At 64.0% G+C, this 16,499-nt stretch carries 16 protein-coding genes and 1 pseudogene; 5 read left to right on the top strand and 12 right to left on the bottom strand.

Annotation, left to right across the window (positions count from 1 at the left end):
- A partial coding sequence (locus A2J03_RS20395; RefSeq protein ID WP_068377666.1) for a cryptochrome/photolyase family protein occupies nt 1-987 on the top strand: 987 nt, incomplete at its 5' end.
- Here the strand turns inward: A2J03_RS20395 and A2J03_RS20390 are convergent.
- Together A2J03_RS20390 and A2J03_RS20385 are read right to left on the bottom strand one after the other, a co-directional pair.
- Nucleotides 984-1,886, bottom strand: a complete 903-nt coding sequence (locus tag A2J03_RS20390) for a DMT family transporter (protein WP_068377668.1) — start codon at nt 1,884-1,886, stop codon at nt 984-986. The genes A2J03_RS20395 and A2J03_RS20390 overlap by 4 nt on opposite strands.
- Nucleotides 1,887-2,030: 144 nt before the next feature.
- Nucleotides 2,031-3,887, bottom strand: coding sequence for a propionyl-CoA synthetase (locus A2J03_RS20385; protein WP_068377661.1), 1,857 nt, complete (start codon nt 3,885-3,887; stop codon nt 2,031-2,033).
- A gap of 194 nt (nt 3,888-4,081) precedes the next feature.
- Here A2J03_RS20385 and A2J03_RS20380 point away from each other — a divergent pair, with 194 nt between their 5' ends.
- The gene (locus A2J03_RS20380; protein WP_068377659.1) at nt 4,082-4,945 is read left to right on the top strand and encodes a DUF559 domain-containing protein; all 864 of its coding nucleotides are present in this window, start codon (nt 4,082-4,084) and stop codon (nt 4,943-4,945) included.
- A 65-nt stretch (nt 4,946-5,010) separates the two neighbouring features.
- Here A2J03_RS20380 and A2J03_RS20375 read toward each other — a convergent pair whose 3' ends face one another.
- From A2J03_RS20375 to A2J03_RS20360, 4 genes are all read right to left on the bottom strand, one after another.
- Nucleotides 5,011-6,081: an ABC transporter substrate-binding protein gene (locus A2J03_RS20375; protein WP_068377658.1), complete on the bottom strand. Its 1,071-nt coding sequence runs from the start codon at nt 6,079-6,081 to the stop codon at nt 5,011-5,013.
- A gap of 65 nt (nt 6,082-6,146) precedes the next feature.
- The gene (locus tag A2J03_RS20370; protein ID WP_068377663.1) at nt 6,147-6,926 is read right to left on the bottom strand and encodes an ABC transporter permease; all 780 of its coding nucleotides are present in this window, start codon (nt 6,924-6,926) and stop codon (nt 6,147-6,149) included.
- Nucleotides 6,923-7,744, bottom strand: a complete 822-nt coding sequence (locus A2J03_RS20365) for an ABC transporter permease (RefSeq protein ID WP_068377656.1) — start codon at nt 7,742-7,744, stop codon at nt 6,923-6,925. Before A2J03_RS20365 ends, A2J03_RS20370 begins: the two co-directional genes overlap by 4 nt.
- Nucleotides 7,741-8,520 carry an ABC transporter ATP-binding protein gene (locus A2J03_RS20360; RefSeq protein WP_068377654.1) on the bottom strand — a complete coding sequence of 260 codons (780 nt, stop codon included), beginning with the start codon at nt 8,518-8,520 and terminating at the stop codon, nt 7,741-7,743. The genes A2J03_RS20365 and A2J03_RS20360 overlap by 4 nt, the downstream gene beginning before the upstream one ends.
- Before the next feature lie 135 nt (nt 8,521-8,655).
- Between A2J03_RS20360 and A2J03_RS20355 the strand changes: the two genes are divergently transcribed.
- Nucleotides 8,656-9,021 carry a hypothetical protein gene (locus A2J03_RS20355; RefSeq protein ID WP_068377652.1) on the top strand — a complete coding sequence of 122 codons (366 nt, stop codon included), beginning with the start codon at nt 8,656-8,658 and terminating at the stop codon, nt 9,019-9,021.
- Here the strand turns inward: A2J03_RS20355 and A2J03_RS20350 are convergent.
- The 6 genes from A2J03_RS20350 to A2J03_RS20325 all read right to left on the bottom strand — a co-directional run bounded on the left by A2J03_RS20350 (nt 8,998) and on the right by A2J03_RS20325 (nt 15,202).
- Nucleotides 8,998-10,503, bottom strand: a complete 1,506-nt coding sequence (locus A2J03_RS20350) for a carboxyl transferase domain-containing protein (protein WP_068377649.1) — start codon at nt 10,501-10,503, stop codon at nt 8,998-9,000. The genes A2J03_RS20355 and A2J03_RS20350 overlap by 24 nt on opposite strands.
- Before the next feature lie 10 nt (nt 10,504-10,513).
- The gene (locus tag A2J03_RS20345; RefSeq protein WP_068377644.1) at nt 10,514-11,710 is read right to left on the bottom strand and encodes an ABC transporter permease; all 1,197 of its coding nucleotides are present in this window, start codon (nt 11,708-11,710) and stop codon (nt 10,514-10,516) included.
- Nucleotides 11,707-12,597: an ABC transporter ATP-binding protein gene (locus tag A2J03_RS20340; protein ID WP_068377642.1), complete on the bottom strand. Its 891-nt coding sequence runs from the start codon at nt 12,595-12,597 to the stop codon at nt 11,707-11,709. The genes A2J03_RS20345 and A2J03_RS20340 overlap by 4 nt, the downstream gene beginning before the upstream one ends.
- Nucleotides 12,594-13,145, bottom strand: a complete 552-nt coding sequence (locus A2J03_RS20335; protein ID WP_068377640.1) for a hypothetical protein — start codon at nt 13,143-13,145, stop codon at nt 12,594-12,596. The genes A2J03_RS20340 and A2J03_RS20335 overlap by 4 nt, the downstream gene beginning before the upstream one ends.
- Nucleotides 13,142-13,408: a helix-turn-helix transcriptional regulator gene (locus A2J03_RS20330; RefSeq protein ID WP_068377637.1), complete on the bottom strand. Its 267-nt coding sequence runs from the start codon at nt 13,406-13,408 to the stop codon at nt 13,142-13,144. Before A2J03_RS20330 ends, A2J03_RS20335 begins: the two co-directional genes overlap by 4 nt.
- Nucleotides 13,409-13,567: 159 nt before the next feature.
- Nucleotides 13,568-15,202: an ABC-F family ATP-binding cassette domain-containing protein gene (locus tag A2J03_RS20325; protein ID WP_068377636.1), complete on the bottom strand. Its 1,635-nt coding sequence runs from the start codon at nt 15,200-15,202 to the stop codon at nt 13,568-13,570.
- A gap of 59 nt (nt 15,203-15,261) precedes the next feature.
- Here A2J03_RS20325 and A2J03_RS20320 point away from each other — a divergent pair, with 59 nt between their 5' ends.
- Nucleotides 15,262-16,110, top strand: coding sequence for an aldo/keto reductase (locus A2J03_RS20320; RefSeq protein WP_068377634.1), 849 nt, complete (start codon nt 15,262-15,264; stop codon nt 16,108-16,110).
- A 121-nt stretch (nt 16,111-16,231) separates the two neighbouring features.
- A pseudogene (locus A2J03_RS20315) lies at nt 16,232-16,499 on the top strand (uroporphyrinogen-III synthase); the annotation flags it as partial.

The following is a 16,499-nucleotide window of genomic DNA, read 5'->3' as shown; positions in this document are numbered from 1 at the left end:
TCGCCGTACGCTATTGCGCCGGGGAGGGTGACCAAGAGCGACGGTGAGCCGTACCGGGTGTTCACCCCGTACTTCCGGCAGTGGATGGAGCATGGGTGGCGGGGGCCGGCAGACACGTCGTCCGAGACCGTGGACTGGCTCGACCCGAGCGAGGTGAACGGCCTGCCTGCGCGCGTGAAGATCCCTACCGAGAAGGATGCGTCGGACGCGCCCGCAGGGGAGAAGGCGGCGTCGGACGCATGGGCTGAGTTTCTCGAGCGGGTGTCGTCCTACGACGACGAGCGCAACCGACCGGACCTGGATTCGACGTCGCGAATGTCGGTGCATCTGAAGTACGGAACCATTCACCCTCGTACCATGCTGGCAGACCTCGGCAAGCTGCGCACCGAAGGATCCGCGTCGTATCGGCGGCAGATCGCATGGCGAGACTTCTATGCGGACATACTCTTTCAGCGACCGGACAGCGCCCGCGAGAACTACGACAAGAAGTTCGACGCGATCGAACTCGACACCGGCAAGCACGCCCAGGAGATGTTCGATGCGTGGAAAGACGGGCGAACGGGGTTTCCCATCGTCGATGCCGGTATGCGCCAACTGAAATCCGAGAACTGGATGCACAATCGGGTCCGCATGATCGTGGCGTCGTTCCTCGTCAAGGATCTCCACGTGCCGTGGTGGTGGGGGGCTCGGTATTTCATGGATCGCCTCATCGACGGCGACCTCGCGAACAACCAGCACGGGTGGCAGTGGACGGCAGGAACGGGCACCGACGCGTCGCCGTACTTCCGGGTGTTCAACCCGATCACGCAGGGCGAGAAGTTCGATCCGACAGGCGATTACGTGCGACGGTGGGTGCCGGAGCTGCGCGGTGAAGAGGGCAAGGCCGTGCACACACTCAAGTTCGGACGACCCAAGGACTACCCCGAACCGATCGTCGACCACAAACACGAACGCGAAGTTGCCATCGCGCGGTTCAAGTCCCTCTAACGCCGACGCGACAAGCCGACACCGACGAGGCAGATCATGCCGCCGACGACGGCGAGAAAGTGCGGGACTTCCCCGAGTAGGAGCCAGGCCATCAGGATCGTCAGCGGCGGAACGCCATACGTCGTGATGCCGAGCCGCCCAGCGTCCATCCGCGTCAGCGCGTAGGCCCAGGTGCTGAACGCGAGGGCGGTCGGAACGAGGCCGAGGTAGATCAATCCGCCGGTCGCCCCTGCCGAGGCCGTGCCGAGGTCCTCGATCAGTGCGGGCGCGAACGGCAATGTACACAGAGCGCCGATCGCGCACGCCATCCACGTGACCTGCAATCCGGGAACGCCTCTGAGAACCGGCTTTTGGCTGAGTACGCCGATCGCGTACGTGGCGGCAGAAAGGAGACACAGTGCGATGCCGAGGAAGTCCGCGTCGGTCTTGGTGGTGTCCGTGGTCGTGACCGCCGTGACGACGCCGACCAGGACCGCACCCGAGAATGCGATCGCGGCTCCGATCACGAGCCACCGCGGGAATCCCTCGCCCAGCAGAAGGCCCGCGAACAGGGCGACGAGGATCGGCCCGATCTGAATGAGCATCGAGGTCGTACCTGCGTCGACCCGCTGCTCTGCGGCGTTCAGCGACACGTTGTAGATCGCGAACCAGAACACGCCGACGCTGATGATCTGTATCCACTGCGTTCGTCCTGGCCTGACCCACGTGCGCCTCAGCATGAGGATGGCACCGAGTGCGATTGTCCCGATGAGCAATCGGCCGAGCGCAAGGGGTCCGGCGCCGAACGACGTTCCGACGCCCCGGATCGCGACGAACGCCGACGCCCAGGCCAGCACTGTGATGGTTACAGCTCCGAGTGCGAGCCAGTCGGTCTTCTTCGTGGTGTCGAGCGCAGTCATGTCGCTCACGCTACGGCCACGCCCAGGTCTTGGTCGCGCGGATTTCGGACATTGTTGCTCGGGTTTCTGCCGTGTGGGCCGCTGGCCCAGTGGCACGGTTAAGTGCACCCAGGTGTACTCAACCGTGCCACTGGGCCCGCAGGGTCACCTGCCCAGCAGCTTCTCCAACGCGTCGAGCACCGCAGGATCCTCGATCGTCGACGGCACTCCGTACTCCTCGCCGGCGACGATCTGCCGCATCGTCTTCCGTAGAATCTTGCCGGACCGCGTCTTCGGTAGCGCCCCGACGATCGTGACGTCCCTGAACGTCGCGAGCGCCCCGATCTGATCGCGCACCATCGCGACGAGCTCGGTGCGCAGTTGCTCTTCCTCGATGCTCTCCCCGGCCTTGAGAACTACGTAACCGCTCGGACGCTGCCCCTTGAGTTCGTCGTGGATTCCGATCACGGCGCATTCGGCGACGGCCGGATGGCTCGCCACGACGGCCTCCATCGATCCCGTCGAAAGTCGGTGGCCGGCAACGTTGATGACATCGTCGCTGCGGCCGAGGACATAGACGTATCCGTCGGCATCGATGTAACCGGAGTCGCCGGTCAGGTAGTAGCCGGGGAACGTCTCGAGATACGAGCGCCTGAAGCGGTCCTCGTCGTTCCACAGCCCGACGAGTGTGCCGGGCGGAAGTGGGAGCTTCACGACGATGTTGCCCTCGGTCCCGGCATCGACTTCGGCGCCCCTCGCGTCGAGAATCCCGACTTGGAAGCCCGGCACTGCCACCGTCGGCGATCCCGACTTGATCGGAAGTGGTTCCAAACCACGGAGATTGGCGCAGATGGCCCAGCCGGTTTCGGTCTGCCACCAGTGGTCGACGACCGGGCGGTCCAGGGTGCGGCTGACCCACTCGTAGGTGTCCGGGTCGAGTCGCTCACCTGCCACGAAGACGGTGGCGAGAGAGGAGATGTCGTACTTCTCGAGTTCGCTCGCGCGTGGGTCGACCTTGCGGATTGCTCGAAGCGCGGTCGGCGCAGTGAACAGCGCACGGACACCGTGGTCCTGGATCACCCGCCAGAATGCCCCGGCGTCGGGAGTGCCGACGGGTTTGCCCTCGTAGAGAACGGACGTCGCACCCGCGAGCAATGGGCCGTAGACGATGTAGGAGTGCCCGACGACCCAGCCGACGTCCGACGCCGTCCACATCACTTGGCCTTCGCCGACGTCGTAGATGTTGCGCATCGACCACATCAGTGCGACGGCATGGCCGCCGTTGTCGCGTACCACTCCCTTGGGTTTGCCGGTGGTGCCCGAGGTGTAGAGAATGTAGAGCGGGTCCGTTGCCCGCACCGAAACTGGCTCGGCGGCAACGGTGTCGACGAGTTGCTCGTCCCAGTCGAGCCAGCTGTGTGTGTTCCCGATGCCCTCGCGTGCTTTGACGATCACTGTCGGTTTCGGTGCCGTGGTGAGGGCCAGGGCCTTCTCGACGATCGGCAGATACTCGATCACCTTGCCCGGTTCGAAGCCGCCGCTGGCGGTGATCAGCAGTGCAGGCTCGGCGTCGTCGATCCGCGCAGCGAGTTCCTTGGCCGCGAACCCGCCGAACACCACCGAATGCACGGCACCGATCCGCGCACACGCCAGCATCGCGACGACGGCCTCGGGAATCATCGGCAGGTACAGGACGACGCGATCGCCGACGGTGACACCGTTCTTCACGAGCACACCGGCGAACAGCGCTACCTCGTCGAGAAGTTCGGAGTACGTGAACGAGCGCACGGTGCCGAGCATCGCGGAGTCGTAGATCAGCGCGGTCCGGTCGCCGTGTCCGGCATCGACGTGCCGGTCGAGCGCATTGACGCACGTGTTGAGCTCGCCATCTTCGAACCAGCGTCCGTTGGTGAACGCCGAGGTCGGGGGCGTCGTCCAGTCGATACCACCGGCGGCCTCCAGCCAGAAACCTTCCCGATCGGAGATGCTGCTGTCGAATGCATTTCGATACTCGCCGCTCATGTGTGCAGCCTAGTGCGCGGGCGGGCCGTTTCGGCCGGATCCGACTGCACACTATCGTCGTGAATCGACGGGAAATCGCCGATCCGCGACGATAGTGTGCAACCAGGTCCGCTTCAGCCTGTGGATAACTCGAGTTATCCACATTTCCGCATTGCCCCCTACCGCCCGAGGTCTCCATCGGCAACGGTGTTCGCATGGGGGTACGAACAGCCGCGCAGCTGGTGGAGTCGGGAATGAGCCGCGGTGCGATCGCTCGTCGGGTGAAGTCCGGGACGCTGACCAGGCTGCTTCCTCAGGTCTATGCGACCGACAAACCCGACTTCGTAGACCTGTGCACGGCTGTCACGCTCTGGAAGTCGGATGCGGTGATCAGTCACCTGACGGCGGCGTGGCTATGGGGGCTCGTGGAGCACGAGCCGGATCGGGTGGACGCAACTATCGATCCGTCGGGGTCGGCTCGTTGTCCGCAGTGGATTCGGCTGTACCGACGCACACTTCCGATGATCGCGACCTACCGCGGACTTCGTGTCGTGACCATCGAGCAGGCTTTCGTCGACGTCGCTGCGACCTTGCCGAAACCGGAGTTGGAGCGGTTCTTCGACGCGTCCATCGACAACCAGATCCCCTGGCGCAGGGTTGCTGCCGTCTCTGAGGTGGCGAGCGGGATGAACGGGATGAAGGCACTCCGGGAACAACTGCGACGCTGCTGCCCGGGGACTCGGTCCGAACCCGAGCGGATCGTGGCCAGGGCGCTGACTGCCCGCAACTTCTACCTGCAACTCAACGCGAGAGTCGGCCAGTTCTATGGCGACCTGGTCGACTTTCGTGCGCGCGTCATCGTGGAGATCGACGGCCGTATGTTCCACAGCGATCCGGCGACGTTCGATAGCGATCGCCGACGCCAGAACAAGCTCGTCCTCGAAGGATGGTTGGTGCTGCGGTACTCGGCGGCAACGGTCCATGCCGACCTCGATCGGGTGGTCGAGGAGATCATCACCGTCGTGCGTCGGCGTCGGAAGTCGATCGATTCGCCGTCGCGGACGCTACCCCGGATCTGATTGCACACTATCGTCGCGAATCGACGGGAAATCACTGATTGGTGACGATAGTGTGCAACACCGCACTACTTCAGGTCCGGATTCTCCTCGTAGACCTCCGCGAGCACGGACATGTCGAACAGCTCGTCCGCGGTGATCTCGATACCCGCTGTCGCGAGTGCGGCGATGTTCTCGTCGATGAGCGCCTGCGTCATCGTGAACAAGCCGTTCGCCTCGGTGTCGGCGGACACAACCAGGTCGTTCTGCGCCGTCGCTTCGAGGACCTGCTCCTCGAGTTCGAGGTTCTGGTCCTTGCCGAACACCTCGACCGCCAGACGTGCAGACTCGCGTGGATCGGCAACGGCGTCGCGCCAGCCCTGAATCTCGGCCTTGAGGAACGCCTTGAGCTTGTCGCGTTCGTTGTCGATGGTCGACTGCAGGACGGTCAGCGTCTCCGCGACGAGAGGGAGGTTGTAGTCCGCGAACAGGAAATTCGCGTTCTCGAAACCCTTGGCAGCGAGTGTGATCGGCTCGTTCGTCACGTAGCTGACCCAGCCGTCGACCTCGCCGTTGGCCAGCGGGCTCGGGTCGAACTGAGCCGGCACGATCGTCATCTGGCTCTCCTCGAGCCCGTTGGCCGCCAACAATGCCGCGAACACCAGCTGGTTCGAATCCTGTACCCCGATGCGCTTGCCGACCATGTCCTGCGGCGAATTGATCGGTGACGCAGCGGAAGAGACGATGCAGAACGGGTTCTTCTGGAACGTGGCTGCAACGATCTTGGCCTCCAGCCCGCCGAGTACTGCAGGAGCGGTCAGCTGCGGGGCAGACGTTCCGATCCACACCTTTCCGGTGTCCAAGCCTGCTTCGACGCCGGTGCCGGCCGCGCCACCAGCGATGAGGTCGACGCTCCCGAAACCGGCGTCGGCGTAGTACCCCTTCTCGGTCGCGAAGTACTCACCGGCGAACTCGATGTTCTTGATCCACGACAGCTGCATAGCGACGGTTCCGTACTGCGAGCCATCGTCCGTCGATCCACCGCTCGACGACGAATCGCTGCTGCATGCTGCGAGGACGGTTGCGCCGCCGACGGCCAGGGAAGCCAAGCCGCCGTAGCGAAGCAGCGACCGTCGGTCGAACTGTGAGGAGAGGTTCATGAATCGGAACTGTAGGTGTTTCCCGTTTCGATCGAATTGCTCGTAAGCGCCCTACTGTAAACAACTCATTTCATCCGTTGCAGCGCAAAGTTCTCCAGCACGCCGACGATCGCGTAGAGCACGATCGACACGACGGTGATGACGACGATCGACGCCCAGAGTTCGTTGTACTGGTATCTGGGGATTGCCTTGATCATCGACGAGCCGAGACCCTGCCCGCTGCCCAGCCATTCGCCGATGAGGGCACCGATCAGCGCACCGGGAACGGAGATGCGTGCTGCGGCGAACACCGAAGGCAAGGCCGACGGAACTGCGACCATGCGCAGTGCCATCCACCGGTTTCCGCCGTACGCCGCAATCAAATCCTGTGCACCCGTGGGCGCTTCACGGAGCCCGACCATGATCATGACGAGGGCAGGGAAGAACACGACGATGGCGACCATGACCGTCACGCCGACGATCCCACGCCCGAAGATCAGCACGATGATCGGAGTCAGCGCCACCAAGGGCACGGACCGAAGTAGCATCGCAACCGGCATGAACGTCTGCTCGACGGCTCTCGAGACCACGAAGATCGACGCGACGATCAACGCGGCGCCCATGCCGACGAGGAAGCCGACTCCGGCGTCGCGCAAGGTTATTTCGAGGTTCGAGAAGATGGTTTCGCGATTCGCGGCGGACTTCTCGCCGCCGAACAGGTACGTCCACACCGCAGCCGGAGTTTGGCCGACGCGCGGCCCCACCTGAGGGAACGCTTCGAGGAAGACGACCCAGATGACCAACAGGAGAGCGAAGGCGATGCCGATCGGGGCAAGGAAGCGGAACATTCCGCGAGCGAGCGTCATGCTGTCTTCCCGGAGGTCCATGGGGTGACGAACCGGGCGATGATCGCGACGATGGCGTATCCGAGCCCGGCGAGAAGTGCTGCGGCCAAAGCCATGCCCCACGTTCGGGGAACGTTGTACGACGTCTGTGCCGCGGTGAGCGCGACGCCGATTCCGCTGTCGACGCCGCCGAGATACTCACCCAGAATCGCGCCGAGGACGGCGGACGGTGCAGCGATTTTCAGCGCGGCGAACATTGACGGCAACGCTGCGATCGACTGCACACGCCGGAACTTCTGCCACCGCCCGCCGCCGTATGCGGCCACGAGATCGAGGCTCGCCACGTCCGCCGAGCGGAGGCCGGTGAGGGTGCCGACCATCGTCGTGAAGAAGCAGTACATCGCGGCCAGGAAGATCGTGGGTGTGCGTCCGCCGAATACGACGAGAATGATCGGGCCCAATGCAAGCAGGGGTGTGCAGTAGCTGAGGATTGCGAGCTGAGTCGCCAGCGATTCTACGGGCGGAACCAGAACGACCAGTACCGCAAGCGCGATCGCCAGCAGATTCCCCCAGACGAAACCCTGCAGGGCACCGGCGGCGGTGATCGAGAAGTTCGGGCCGTACAGCGCCCATCCGTCGTCGAACATCGTCGCCAGCACGGTCCACGGGCTCGGGATCGTGCCGCCGGCGACGCCGAGCGCGGCGAGCAGCCACCATGCGAGCACGAGTCCGATGATGCCGATCGCGCCCCCGAGCCACTTCGGCCGGCCGAGAGAGTTTCGGCGAGTGGATGTTTCGGTCTGAGCTTGGGTGACCTTTTCGATATCTGCGAGCGTCATGCGACGCCTGCCCTGCCGAACAGCAGGCCGGACAGATAGTCGTGCAGCTTGTGGAACTCCGGGGTGCGCATCATCTCCGGGGTTCTCGGACGCGGCAGGTCGATGGACACGACCTCGAGGACACGGCCCGGACGGGGGGTCATGACGGCCACGACGTCGGACAGGAACACCGCCTCGGCGATACCGTGGGTGACCATCAGCGTCGTCGCCGGTTTTTCGGTCCAGATGCGCAGGAGCTCGAGGTTGAGCCGCTGGCGGGTCATGTCGTCGAGTGCGCCGAAGGGTTCGTCGAGGAGAAGAACGCTCGGCTTGACCACGAGCGACCGCGCGATCGATACACGCTGACGCATACCGCCCGACAGCTGCGCGGGTTTGGCCTTCTCGAATCCTTCGAGTCCGACGAGCTTGACGAGGTCGGCGATGAGCTCGGGATCCGACGGGAGCCCGGCGACCTGCAACGGCAGCGTGATGTTCGAGACGACGCTGCGCCACGGAAGTAGCGCCGAGTCCTGGAATGCGATGCCCAGTTCGTGGCGGGTACGTAGTTCGGCGGGGGACTGGCCGTTGACGAGTGCGGTCCCGGTGGTCGGGGTGTCGAGCCCGGCCAGGATGCGCAAAACCGTCGACTTCCCGCAGCCCGACGGGCCGAGTAGGGAGAGAAACGATCCCTCGGGCGTCTCCAAGGTGACGTCGGTGAGTGCCTCGACCGATTTTCGGCCGAGGCTGAAGGTCTTACCGAGGCCGGAGATGTTCAGGCCAGTGCTGGTGCCGATCATTCCACGGACAGTAGGAGCGAAGAGTTGCGTTCGTATTGCGGCTGTGTCACCGCGGCGTTCCTGTCCTGCTTATCGGCGTAAGGATGTCGTCAAGAGTGTGGCGGCGCCGGTTCGTCCTTGACGACACTTCTCGATATGACCATCTTCGAACTATTGCCTTCACTGAAGGCCGCGTGCCGACCTCGATTCGATCCTGCCGTATGGCCGTCGTCGACCGGGTATCACCTGGGCCGCATCATGCTCGACGGCGTGGCCGTGGAGGACCATGCCGACTGCTACGGCACCCCGAGCCTGCTCGACGGTGTCCTCGTCACTCGGGTGCGATCGGTGATCGCGGGTGTCGTACGTATCGACGGTGAATGCGCATACCCGGCGGACGCCGAGATCGCCAGTAGGCACTCCGTCGCGGCGCGGGAATTCTTCGCACTCGGTGACACGAAGATCGAATTGCCGTCCGACGTGTGTGCCGGCGACGTTCTAGCCGTGATCCCGAAGACCTAGATGCCGGTAGCGGCCCATCCGCCTCGCGATGCGATCGCCTCTCGGATTACCTTGGGCGCCAGCGAGTTCGCGGGCGATCGCTCCTGCCACCCGCTTCGAGAACTCGACTGGTTCCTCGGCCGCATCGGGATACTCGGGAACGATCGCGTCGACGATCCCATCGCGCAACAGGTCTATCGATCGAATGCCCTGAGCTTCGGCCATCTGAGGGGCGTGGGCGGTATCGCGGTGGACGATGGCGCTCGCTCCCTCGGGTGGCAGCGGGGCAAGCCAGGCATTCTGGGCACACAGAGTTCGGTCTGCCGGTAGCAGTGCGAGCGCGCCACCGCCTGTTCCCTGGCCGAGAAGGACCGAGACAGTGGGAGTGTCGACGGTGACGAGATCGCTGATGCAGCGGGCGATCTCGGGTGCGAGGCCGCCTTCCTCGGCTTCCTTGCTCAGCGCAGCGCCGAACGTGTCGATGACAAGCACCAGTGGAATGCCGAGCTCCTCGGCCAGCTTCATTCCGCGGCGTGCCTCGCGAAGAGCACCCGGGCCCATCGTCGCGGTGACGCTGTGGCTGCTGCGGTCGTTGCCGAACACCACGCACGAGATCCCGCGAAATCTGCACAGTGACAGCAGGATAGTGGTGTCCGATTCGCCCTGGCCGGTGCCACTCAGTGGAACTTGTTCGGTGGCAGCATGTTCGAGGAGTTGACGAACGCCGGGCCGGTCGGCGCGTCGGGAGGCTTCCACGGAATGCCACGCAGAGTGGTCCGGAATGTCGGTGACGGCGGGTGCAGGCTCGAGATTTCTCGGAGTCTCGGTATCGCCGCTGACCACCCGTAGTGCGCGCACCATGAGGTGACGAAGGCTTCCGACCGGGACCACGCCGTCGATGACGCCGTGGTGGTAGAGATTTTCTGCCGTCTGCACACCGTCGGGAAACGGTTTGTCGTACAGCGCCTGGTAGACGCGGGGGCCGAGGAACCCGATCAGCGCGCCCGGTTCGGCGAACGTGACGTGGGCGAGCGATCCCCACGACGCGAACACCCCACCGGTCGTCGGATTGCGGAGGTAGACCAGATACGGCAAACCAGCCTGCTTGTGGAGGGTCACGGCGCCGGCGATCTTGACCATCTGGACGAATGCGAGCGTGCCTTCCTGCATCCTGGTGCCGCCCGACGTGGGCGATGCGATGAGCGGAAGTTCCTCGGCAGTGGCTCTCTCGATGGCGGTGACGATGCGTTCGGCGGCCGCGACGCCGATCGAACCCGCCAGAAAAGCGAACTCGCAGGCGATGATCGCGACTGGTCTGCCGTCGACCAGGCCTTGTCCGGTCAGCACCGATTCGTCGACGCCACTCTTCTCCCGTGCACGTGCCAGGTCCGCGGCGTACTCAGGGCCCGGGGACACGTCGAGTGGGGTGCGATCCCACGACGCGAACGATCCGCCGTCGAGAACTGCATCGAGTATCTCGGCGGCGGACGTTCGCGTGGTCATGGGAGGTAGCTTAGCGAGCGAACGCCTCTTTCCACGTGACGGTCTTGCCGATACGCAGGATCGACCGCTGGTAGATTTTCGCTGCGACGACGGCGAGCGCTGCGGTGGTTGCTGCCATGATGAGCGCGGTGCCCACGATCTGATAGAGCGGTGCGACTCCGGCCGCTATCCGCAGCGGCATCATGATGGCGGAGAACGGAGGGATCCAGCTCAGTACGTTGCTGAGGGTGCTTTCGGCGTCGCCCACCGAGTTGATCGCGGCGACGAACATGGCCACGATGAGCAGGAGCAGCGGCATCGTGGTGGAGTTGACGTCCTCTTGGCGCGAGACCATCGATCCACCGGCGGCGTAGAGGACCGCGAAGAACGCGAAGCCCAGCACGAACCAGCCGAGTGTGCCGGCGAACACGCTGATCGCCGTCCCGGTGACGGTCAACATGCCGGTGGCAAGACCGGTGCCTACACCCGCTGCGCCGTACGCCGCGAGTTGCAGAATGCCGACTGCGCCGATGCCGAGAATTTTGCCCCACAACAACTGCAGGGGTCGCACCGTGGAGAGCAGCAGTTCCACGACGCGTGAGGACTTCTCCTCGACGACGCCCATCGCCACGTACATTCCGAAGCCGATGATCTGTGCGTACAGGATGGACACTGCCGCCAACGACAGTGCAACGCGTTGCCCCGCCTCGGGATCCGGCGGGTCGATCGCGTCGACGGTCACGACCGCGTTCGCCGTCTGCGCTGCGAGGGTTGCTTGATCGACGCCCTGCTGGGTGAGGGCAGCGTCGGTTGCCTGAGCCTGGACGCTACCTTCGACGACGGCTCGCAGTGCACCGGTGAGTTCGGATTCGGTGACGGCGGTGTACGCGCCCGAGCCTGTGGGAACGAGAGCGACTGCAACGTCGCCTGATTCGACGATCGAGCGCGCGGCGTTCGCGTCGTCGATTGCGCGAACCTCGACGGGATTGCCGACGGCGTCCCCGGTTGCGCTCAGGACGGCGGCAATGGATTGGTCGCCGACGACACCGACGACGTCTCGCTCCTCGCCGTCGCCACCCGAGAATATGGAGAACGCGATGATTCCACCGACGATGACGGCGAGGATGATGACGTTGCTGATGATGAAGCTCTTCTTCATCACCTGAACTGTGAACTCGCGCTTGGCGATCAAACCGATCGCGCGGCTGGACGACATTTGCTGGCTCATGCGACGGCCTCTCGGAACAGATCGCTCAGTGACGGCTTGTGGAGGGAGAATTCGTGTACCGGTCCGGTAGCCAGGGCAGCTCGAAGGATGGCCTGGTCGTCGGCTCCCGGTGCGATGCTCAGTATCGTTCGGTCGGTGCTGTGACTGATCTCGCGGACGCCGGGAATGCCATCGGCCCACCCGGCAGCCGCAGCCGGTGCGTGTACTTCGAGTTGTGAGTCTCCGCTGCCGCGAAGCTCGTCGACAGTTCCCACTGCCTTCATCGAACCTGCTGCGATGATGCCGACACGATCGCACAGGCGCTGAACGAGGTCCAGCTGGTGACGGGAGAAGATGACCGGTACGCCGGAGGACGCCTTTTCTCGTAGTACCTCGCTCATGACGTCCACGGCGACCGGATCCAGGCCCGAGAACGGCTCGTCGAGAACGAGAACAGCGGGATCATGCACAAGTGCTGCGGCCAATTGAACCCGTTGCTGGTTGCCGAGGCTCAGTGCGTCGACGGTGTCGTTCAGTCGCTCGGCGATACCGAGGCGCTCGGTCCAGGTCGAGACAGCGGACTTTGCCTGCGTCGATGAGAGTCCGTGCAGTTCGGCGATATAGGCGAGCTGTGGTCCGACCTTCATCTTGGGGTACAGTCCGCGTTCCTCCGGCATATAGCCGATGGTGCGTCGAACGTCGAGGTCCACGGGCTTGCCGCCGAGCAGGACCTGGCCGGAGTCCGCGGACAGAACACCGAGGACGATGCGCATAGTGGTGGTTTTGCCTGCGCCGTTGCTGCCGACGAATCCGAACAGCTCGCCTGGGTGGACGTCGAACTTCACCGATGCGAGAGCGACCTTGTCGCCGTACTTCTTCGAGATGTCATCGATCGTGAGGGTGCTCATGGTGCCCTTTCGGTCAGGATGTCTTCAGGGTCGGGGTCAGGAGTAATCCAAGCGAGAATAATTGCTGGAGAACAGATTCCGGCCATCAGTGCAATCAGGGTCCAGGTTCCTCCGGCATATGCGAGGCGCTCGTTGTCGAAAGTACTGGAGAGAACGATCAGGATGAATACCGCGACCAAGACCAGGCCCTGCGTGATAGACAAACCGATCGAGCGAGCCTGGTTGCGCTGCTGCACTTCCCATTCATCGAGTGCACCCACCGGCGCGTCGCTGTGCCTGCCCGACACCGTCTGCAACATCGTCCACACAACGATGAAGACGATAGTCATGGGCAACCACAGGAGCGGTGCCGATTTCCAGAACATCGACGAAATGGACAGGGCCAGAAGAATCAAGAGGGTTGCGATCACCGCGACGGACAGCGCGCGGCGGCGCTTCTGCGTGCGCCACTTGGGGAGCCAGTGGCGGGTCTTGTTGTCGTTCTCCAAGAATCGCCGGGTGCGATAGGTCTGGTAGCGGGTAAGAATGGTGGAATCGGGGAGGCTCATGGTGCCCTTCGGAAGAGTTCGGCAGACAGTGGGCCGAGTTCGGTGCGGGAGAACACCGCCTCGACGGGTAGGTCGAAGACGTCGCAGATTCTCATCGCCAGGTCGAGGCTCGGGTAGTGATCGCCCCGTTCGAGGGCGCCCACCGTCTGTGGGTTCACTTCGATGAGCTCTGCCAGTTGCGCTCGGCTCATCTTTCGTTCGGCTCGCAGAACTCCCACCCGGTTGTAGATCGGGAGCGTGTTCCCACGCTTCACGGGGCTCATGGAACAAAGTGTTGTATAAACCCAACGATCTGTCAACCGGTGGCTACGCCCCAGTGGCACGAAAGAGTGCGTAGTGGTGCACCTATCCATGCCACTGGCGCGGAGCGCTTCGATGCCACTGGCGCGGAGCGCTTCGATGCCACTGGCGCGGAGCGCCCGCTACTCCTCGGTGAGGCGACCGTCCTGCATGATCCAACGGCGGGTGGCCCGGACAGTGTCGAGCATGCGCCGGTCGTGGGTGACAAGTAGCAGGGTTCCCTCGAAGTTCTCCATCGCGCGTTCGAGCTGTTCGATCGCAGGGAGATCGAGATGGTTCGTCGGCTCGTCGAGAACCAACAGGTTCACCCCGCGGGCTTGCAGTAGTGCCAGTGCTGCGCGGGTCCGCTCACCGGGAGACAGCGAGGAAGCGGGCCGCAGCGCATCGTCGCCTCGCACGCCGAACTTCGCGAGAAGCGTGCGGACATCGGCGTCGGGCCACTCGGGGACAGCGGCGCTCAGGGCGTCCGAGACCGTCTCCGTGCCGGTGAAAAGCTCACGGGCCTGGTCGATTTCACCGACGGCAACTCCGGACCCCAGTGATGCGGTCCCCTCGTCGGGAGCGAGTTTCCCCAAGAGCACCGAGAGGAGGGTGGTCTTTCCTGAACCGTTCGCACCCGTGATCAACACCCTGTCGCCCCATTCGATCTGGTTCGTCACCGGACCGAATGTGAAACCCTGACGCCGGACGACTGCACCGCTGAGTACCGACACGACGGTGCCGCTTCGCGGTGCCGCAGCAATCTCCATGCGCAGCTCCCACTCTTTGCGGGGCTCCTCGACTACCTCCAGACGTTCGATACGGCGTTGTGTCTGACGGGCTTTGGCGGCTTGCTTCTCGGTGGACTCGGCGCGAGTCTTGCGGCCGATCTTGTCGTTGTCCGTCGCTTTGCGACGTGCGTTGCGCACGCCGGACTCCATCCAGTTCCGCTGCATCTGGGCGCGGGATTCGAGGGATGACTTGGTATCGGCGAACTCGTCGTACTTCTCGCGCGCATGCGTTCGGGCAATCTCGCGCTCGGCGAGGTACGACTCGTAACTGCCGTCGTACACATCGATACGGTGCTGCGCGCGATCGAGCTCGACGATGCCGGTGACGGTTCGCGCGAGGAATTCACGATCATGACTGACGACGACGATTGCGGCCCTCGTCTCGACGACGAATCGCTCCAATTGCTCGAGACCGGCGAGATCGAGATCGTTGGTGGGCTCGTCGAGCAGCAGAATGTCGTACCGGGCGAGGAGAATGGCGGCGAGTCCTGCGCGTGCGGCCTGACCACCGGACAGCGCCGTCATGTGTGTGGCGCCGTCGACGTCGAGTCCGAGGTCGGTGAGCACCTTCGCGGTCCGTTCGCTCAGATCGGCGCCGCCGAGCGCGAGCCAGCGTTCCAGGGCAGGGGTGTAACGATCCTCACCGTCTTCGGCGCCGAGCGCTTCGGCAGCCTCGTTCATCGCCTGCTCGGAGGCTGTGACGCCGGTTCGTCGGCCGACGAACTCCTCGACGGTTTCCCCGTCGATCCGGTCGGGTTCCTGGGCGAGATAGCCGACGGTGGCGTCGGGCGGACTCAGGTGGATAGCGCCCTCTGCATCGGCAGTTCCGACGCCTGCGAGCAGGGTCAACAATGTGGATTTACCTGCGCCGTTGGCGCCCACCAGGCCGATGACGTCGCCCTCGGAGACGGTGAGGTCGAGCCCGGAGAACAGGGTGCGATCGCCGTGGAATGCAGCAAGGTCGTCGATTCGGAGCGTCGCAGTCACCTCTGAAGTATCCAAGACCGGCCGGGAACAGACTCGGACGGCCATCGGTTGGCATTCATATGACGTTTTCACCGGAGACCAGTACTGTCCCGACCATCGTGCTCAACGACGGTCATGCGATCCCTCAGCTCGGTTTCGGCGTGTGGCAGGTTCCCGACGACGGTGCGCAGGCCGCAGTAGCGGAAGCGCTGAAGGTCGGCTACCGCAGCATCGATACCGCGAAGGTCTACGAGAACGAAGCGGGCACCGGCAAGGCCATTGCGGAATCGGGCGTCGCCCGTGACGAGCTGTTCATCACCACCAAGCTGTGGAACGACGACCAGGGCTACGAGTCGACTCTGAAGGCGTTCGACGCCAGCATGGAACGCCTCGGCCTCGAGTACCTCGACCTCTACCTCATTCACTGGCAGCAGCTGGACCGCGACAAGTACATCGACACCTTCAAGGCATTCCAGAAGCTGAAGGCGGACGGCCGCGTTGGATCCATCGGCGTATCGAACTTCACGGTTCCGACGCTGGAGAAGCTGATCGACGCTGTCGGCGAGACCCCGGCCGTCAACCAGATCGAACTGCATCCGCGCCTCATCCAGGAAGAACTGCGTGCGTTCCACACCTCGCAGGGCATTGCGACCGAGGCGTGGAGCCCCCTCGGCTCCGGCACGGTTCTGGACGACCCGGCGTTCGCTCCGATCGCCGAAGCACACGGAGTCACTCCCGCGCAGGTCATCCTGCGCTGGCACATCCAGCTCGGCAACGTCGTGATCCCCAAGTCGGTCACGCCGGAGCGGATCGCGAGCAACTTCGACGTGTTCGGTTTCGAACTGTCGAACGACGAGATCCAGCAGATCAACGCGCTCGACACCCCGGACGGCCGTACCGGCCCGGATCCGGACAAGTTCAGCAGTTAGGTCGGCCAAGCGTTGGGGGCTCCGCCCCAGTGGCACGGATAAGTACACGCCAGTGCACTTATTCGTGCCGCTGCGGCGGAGCCGCCTAGGGTCCGGCGGCGGAGCCGCCTAAGCTTCGGGCATGGGACCGCTCACAGGTAAGACGATTGCGCTCACTGCCGAGCGGCGAGCGGACGAATTCGCGGCCCTGCTCGAGCGGCGCGGGGCCGACACGGTTCACGTCGCAGCCATCCACGTGCTTCCCCTTGTCGACGATTCCGAACTCCGTGCGCAGACCGACCGCATCATTGCCGAGCCACCGGAACTGGTCGTCATCAGTACCGGCATCGGATTCCGGGGGTGGCTCGACGCCGCGGACACCTGGTATCTACGCGCAGAACTCTTGAACG

Source organism: Rhodococcus sp. EPR-157, from assembly GCF_001647195.1.
Lineage (GTDB): Bacteria > Actinomycetota > Actinomycetes > Mycobacteriales > Mycobacteriaceae > Rhodococcoides.
This window is presented reverse-complemented; position numbering and strand designations above follow the sequence as displayed.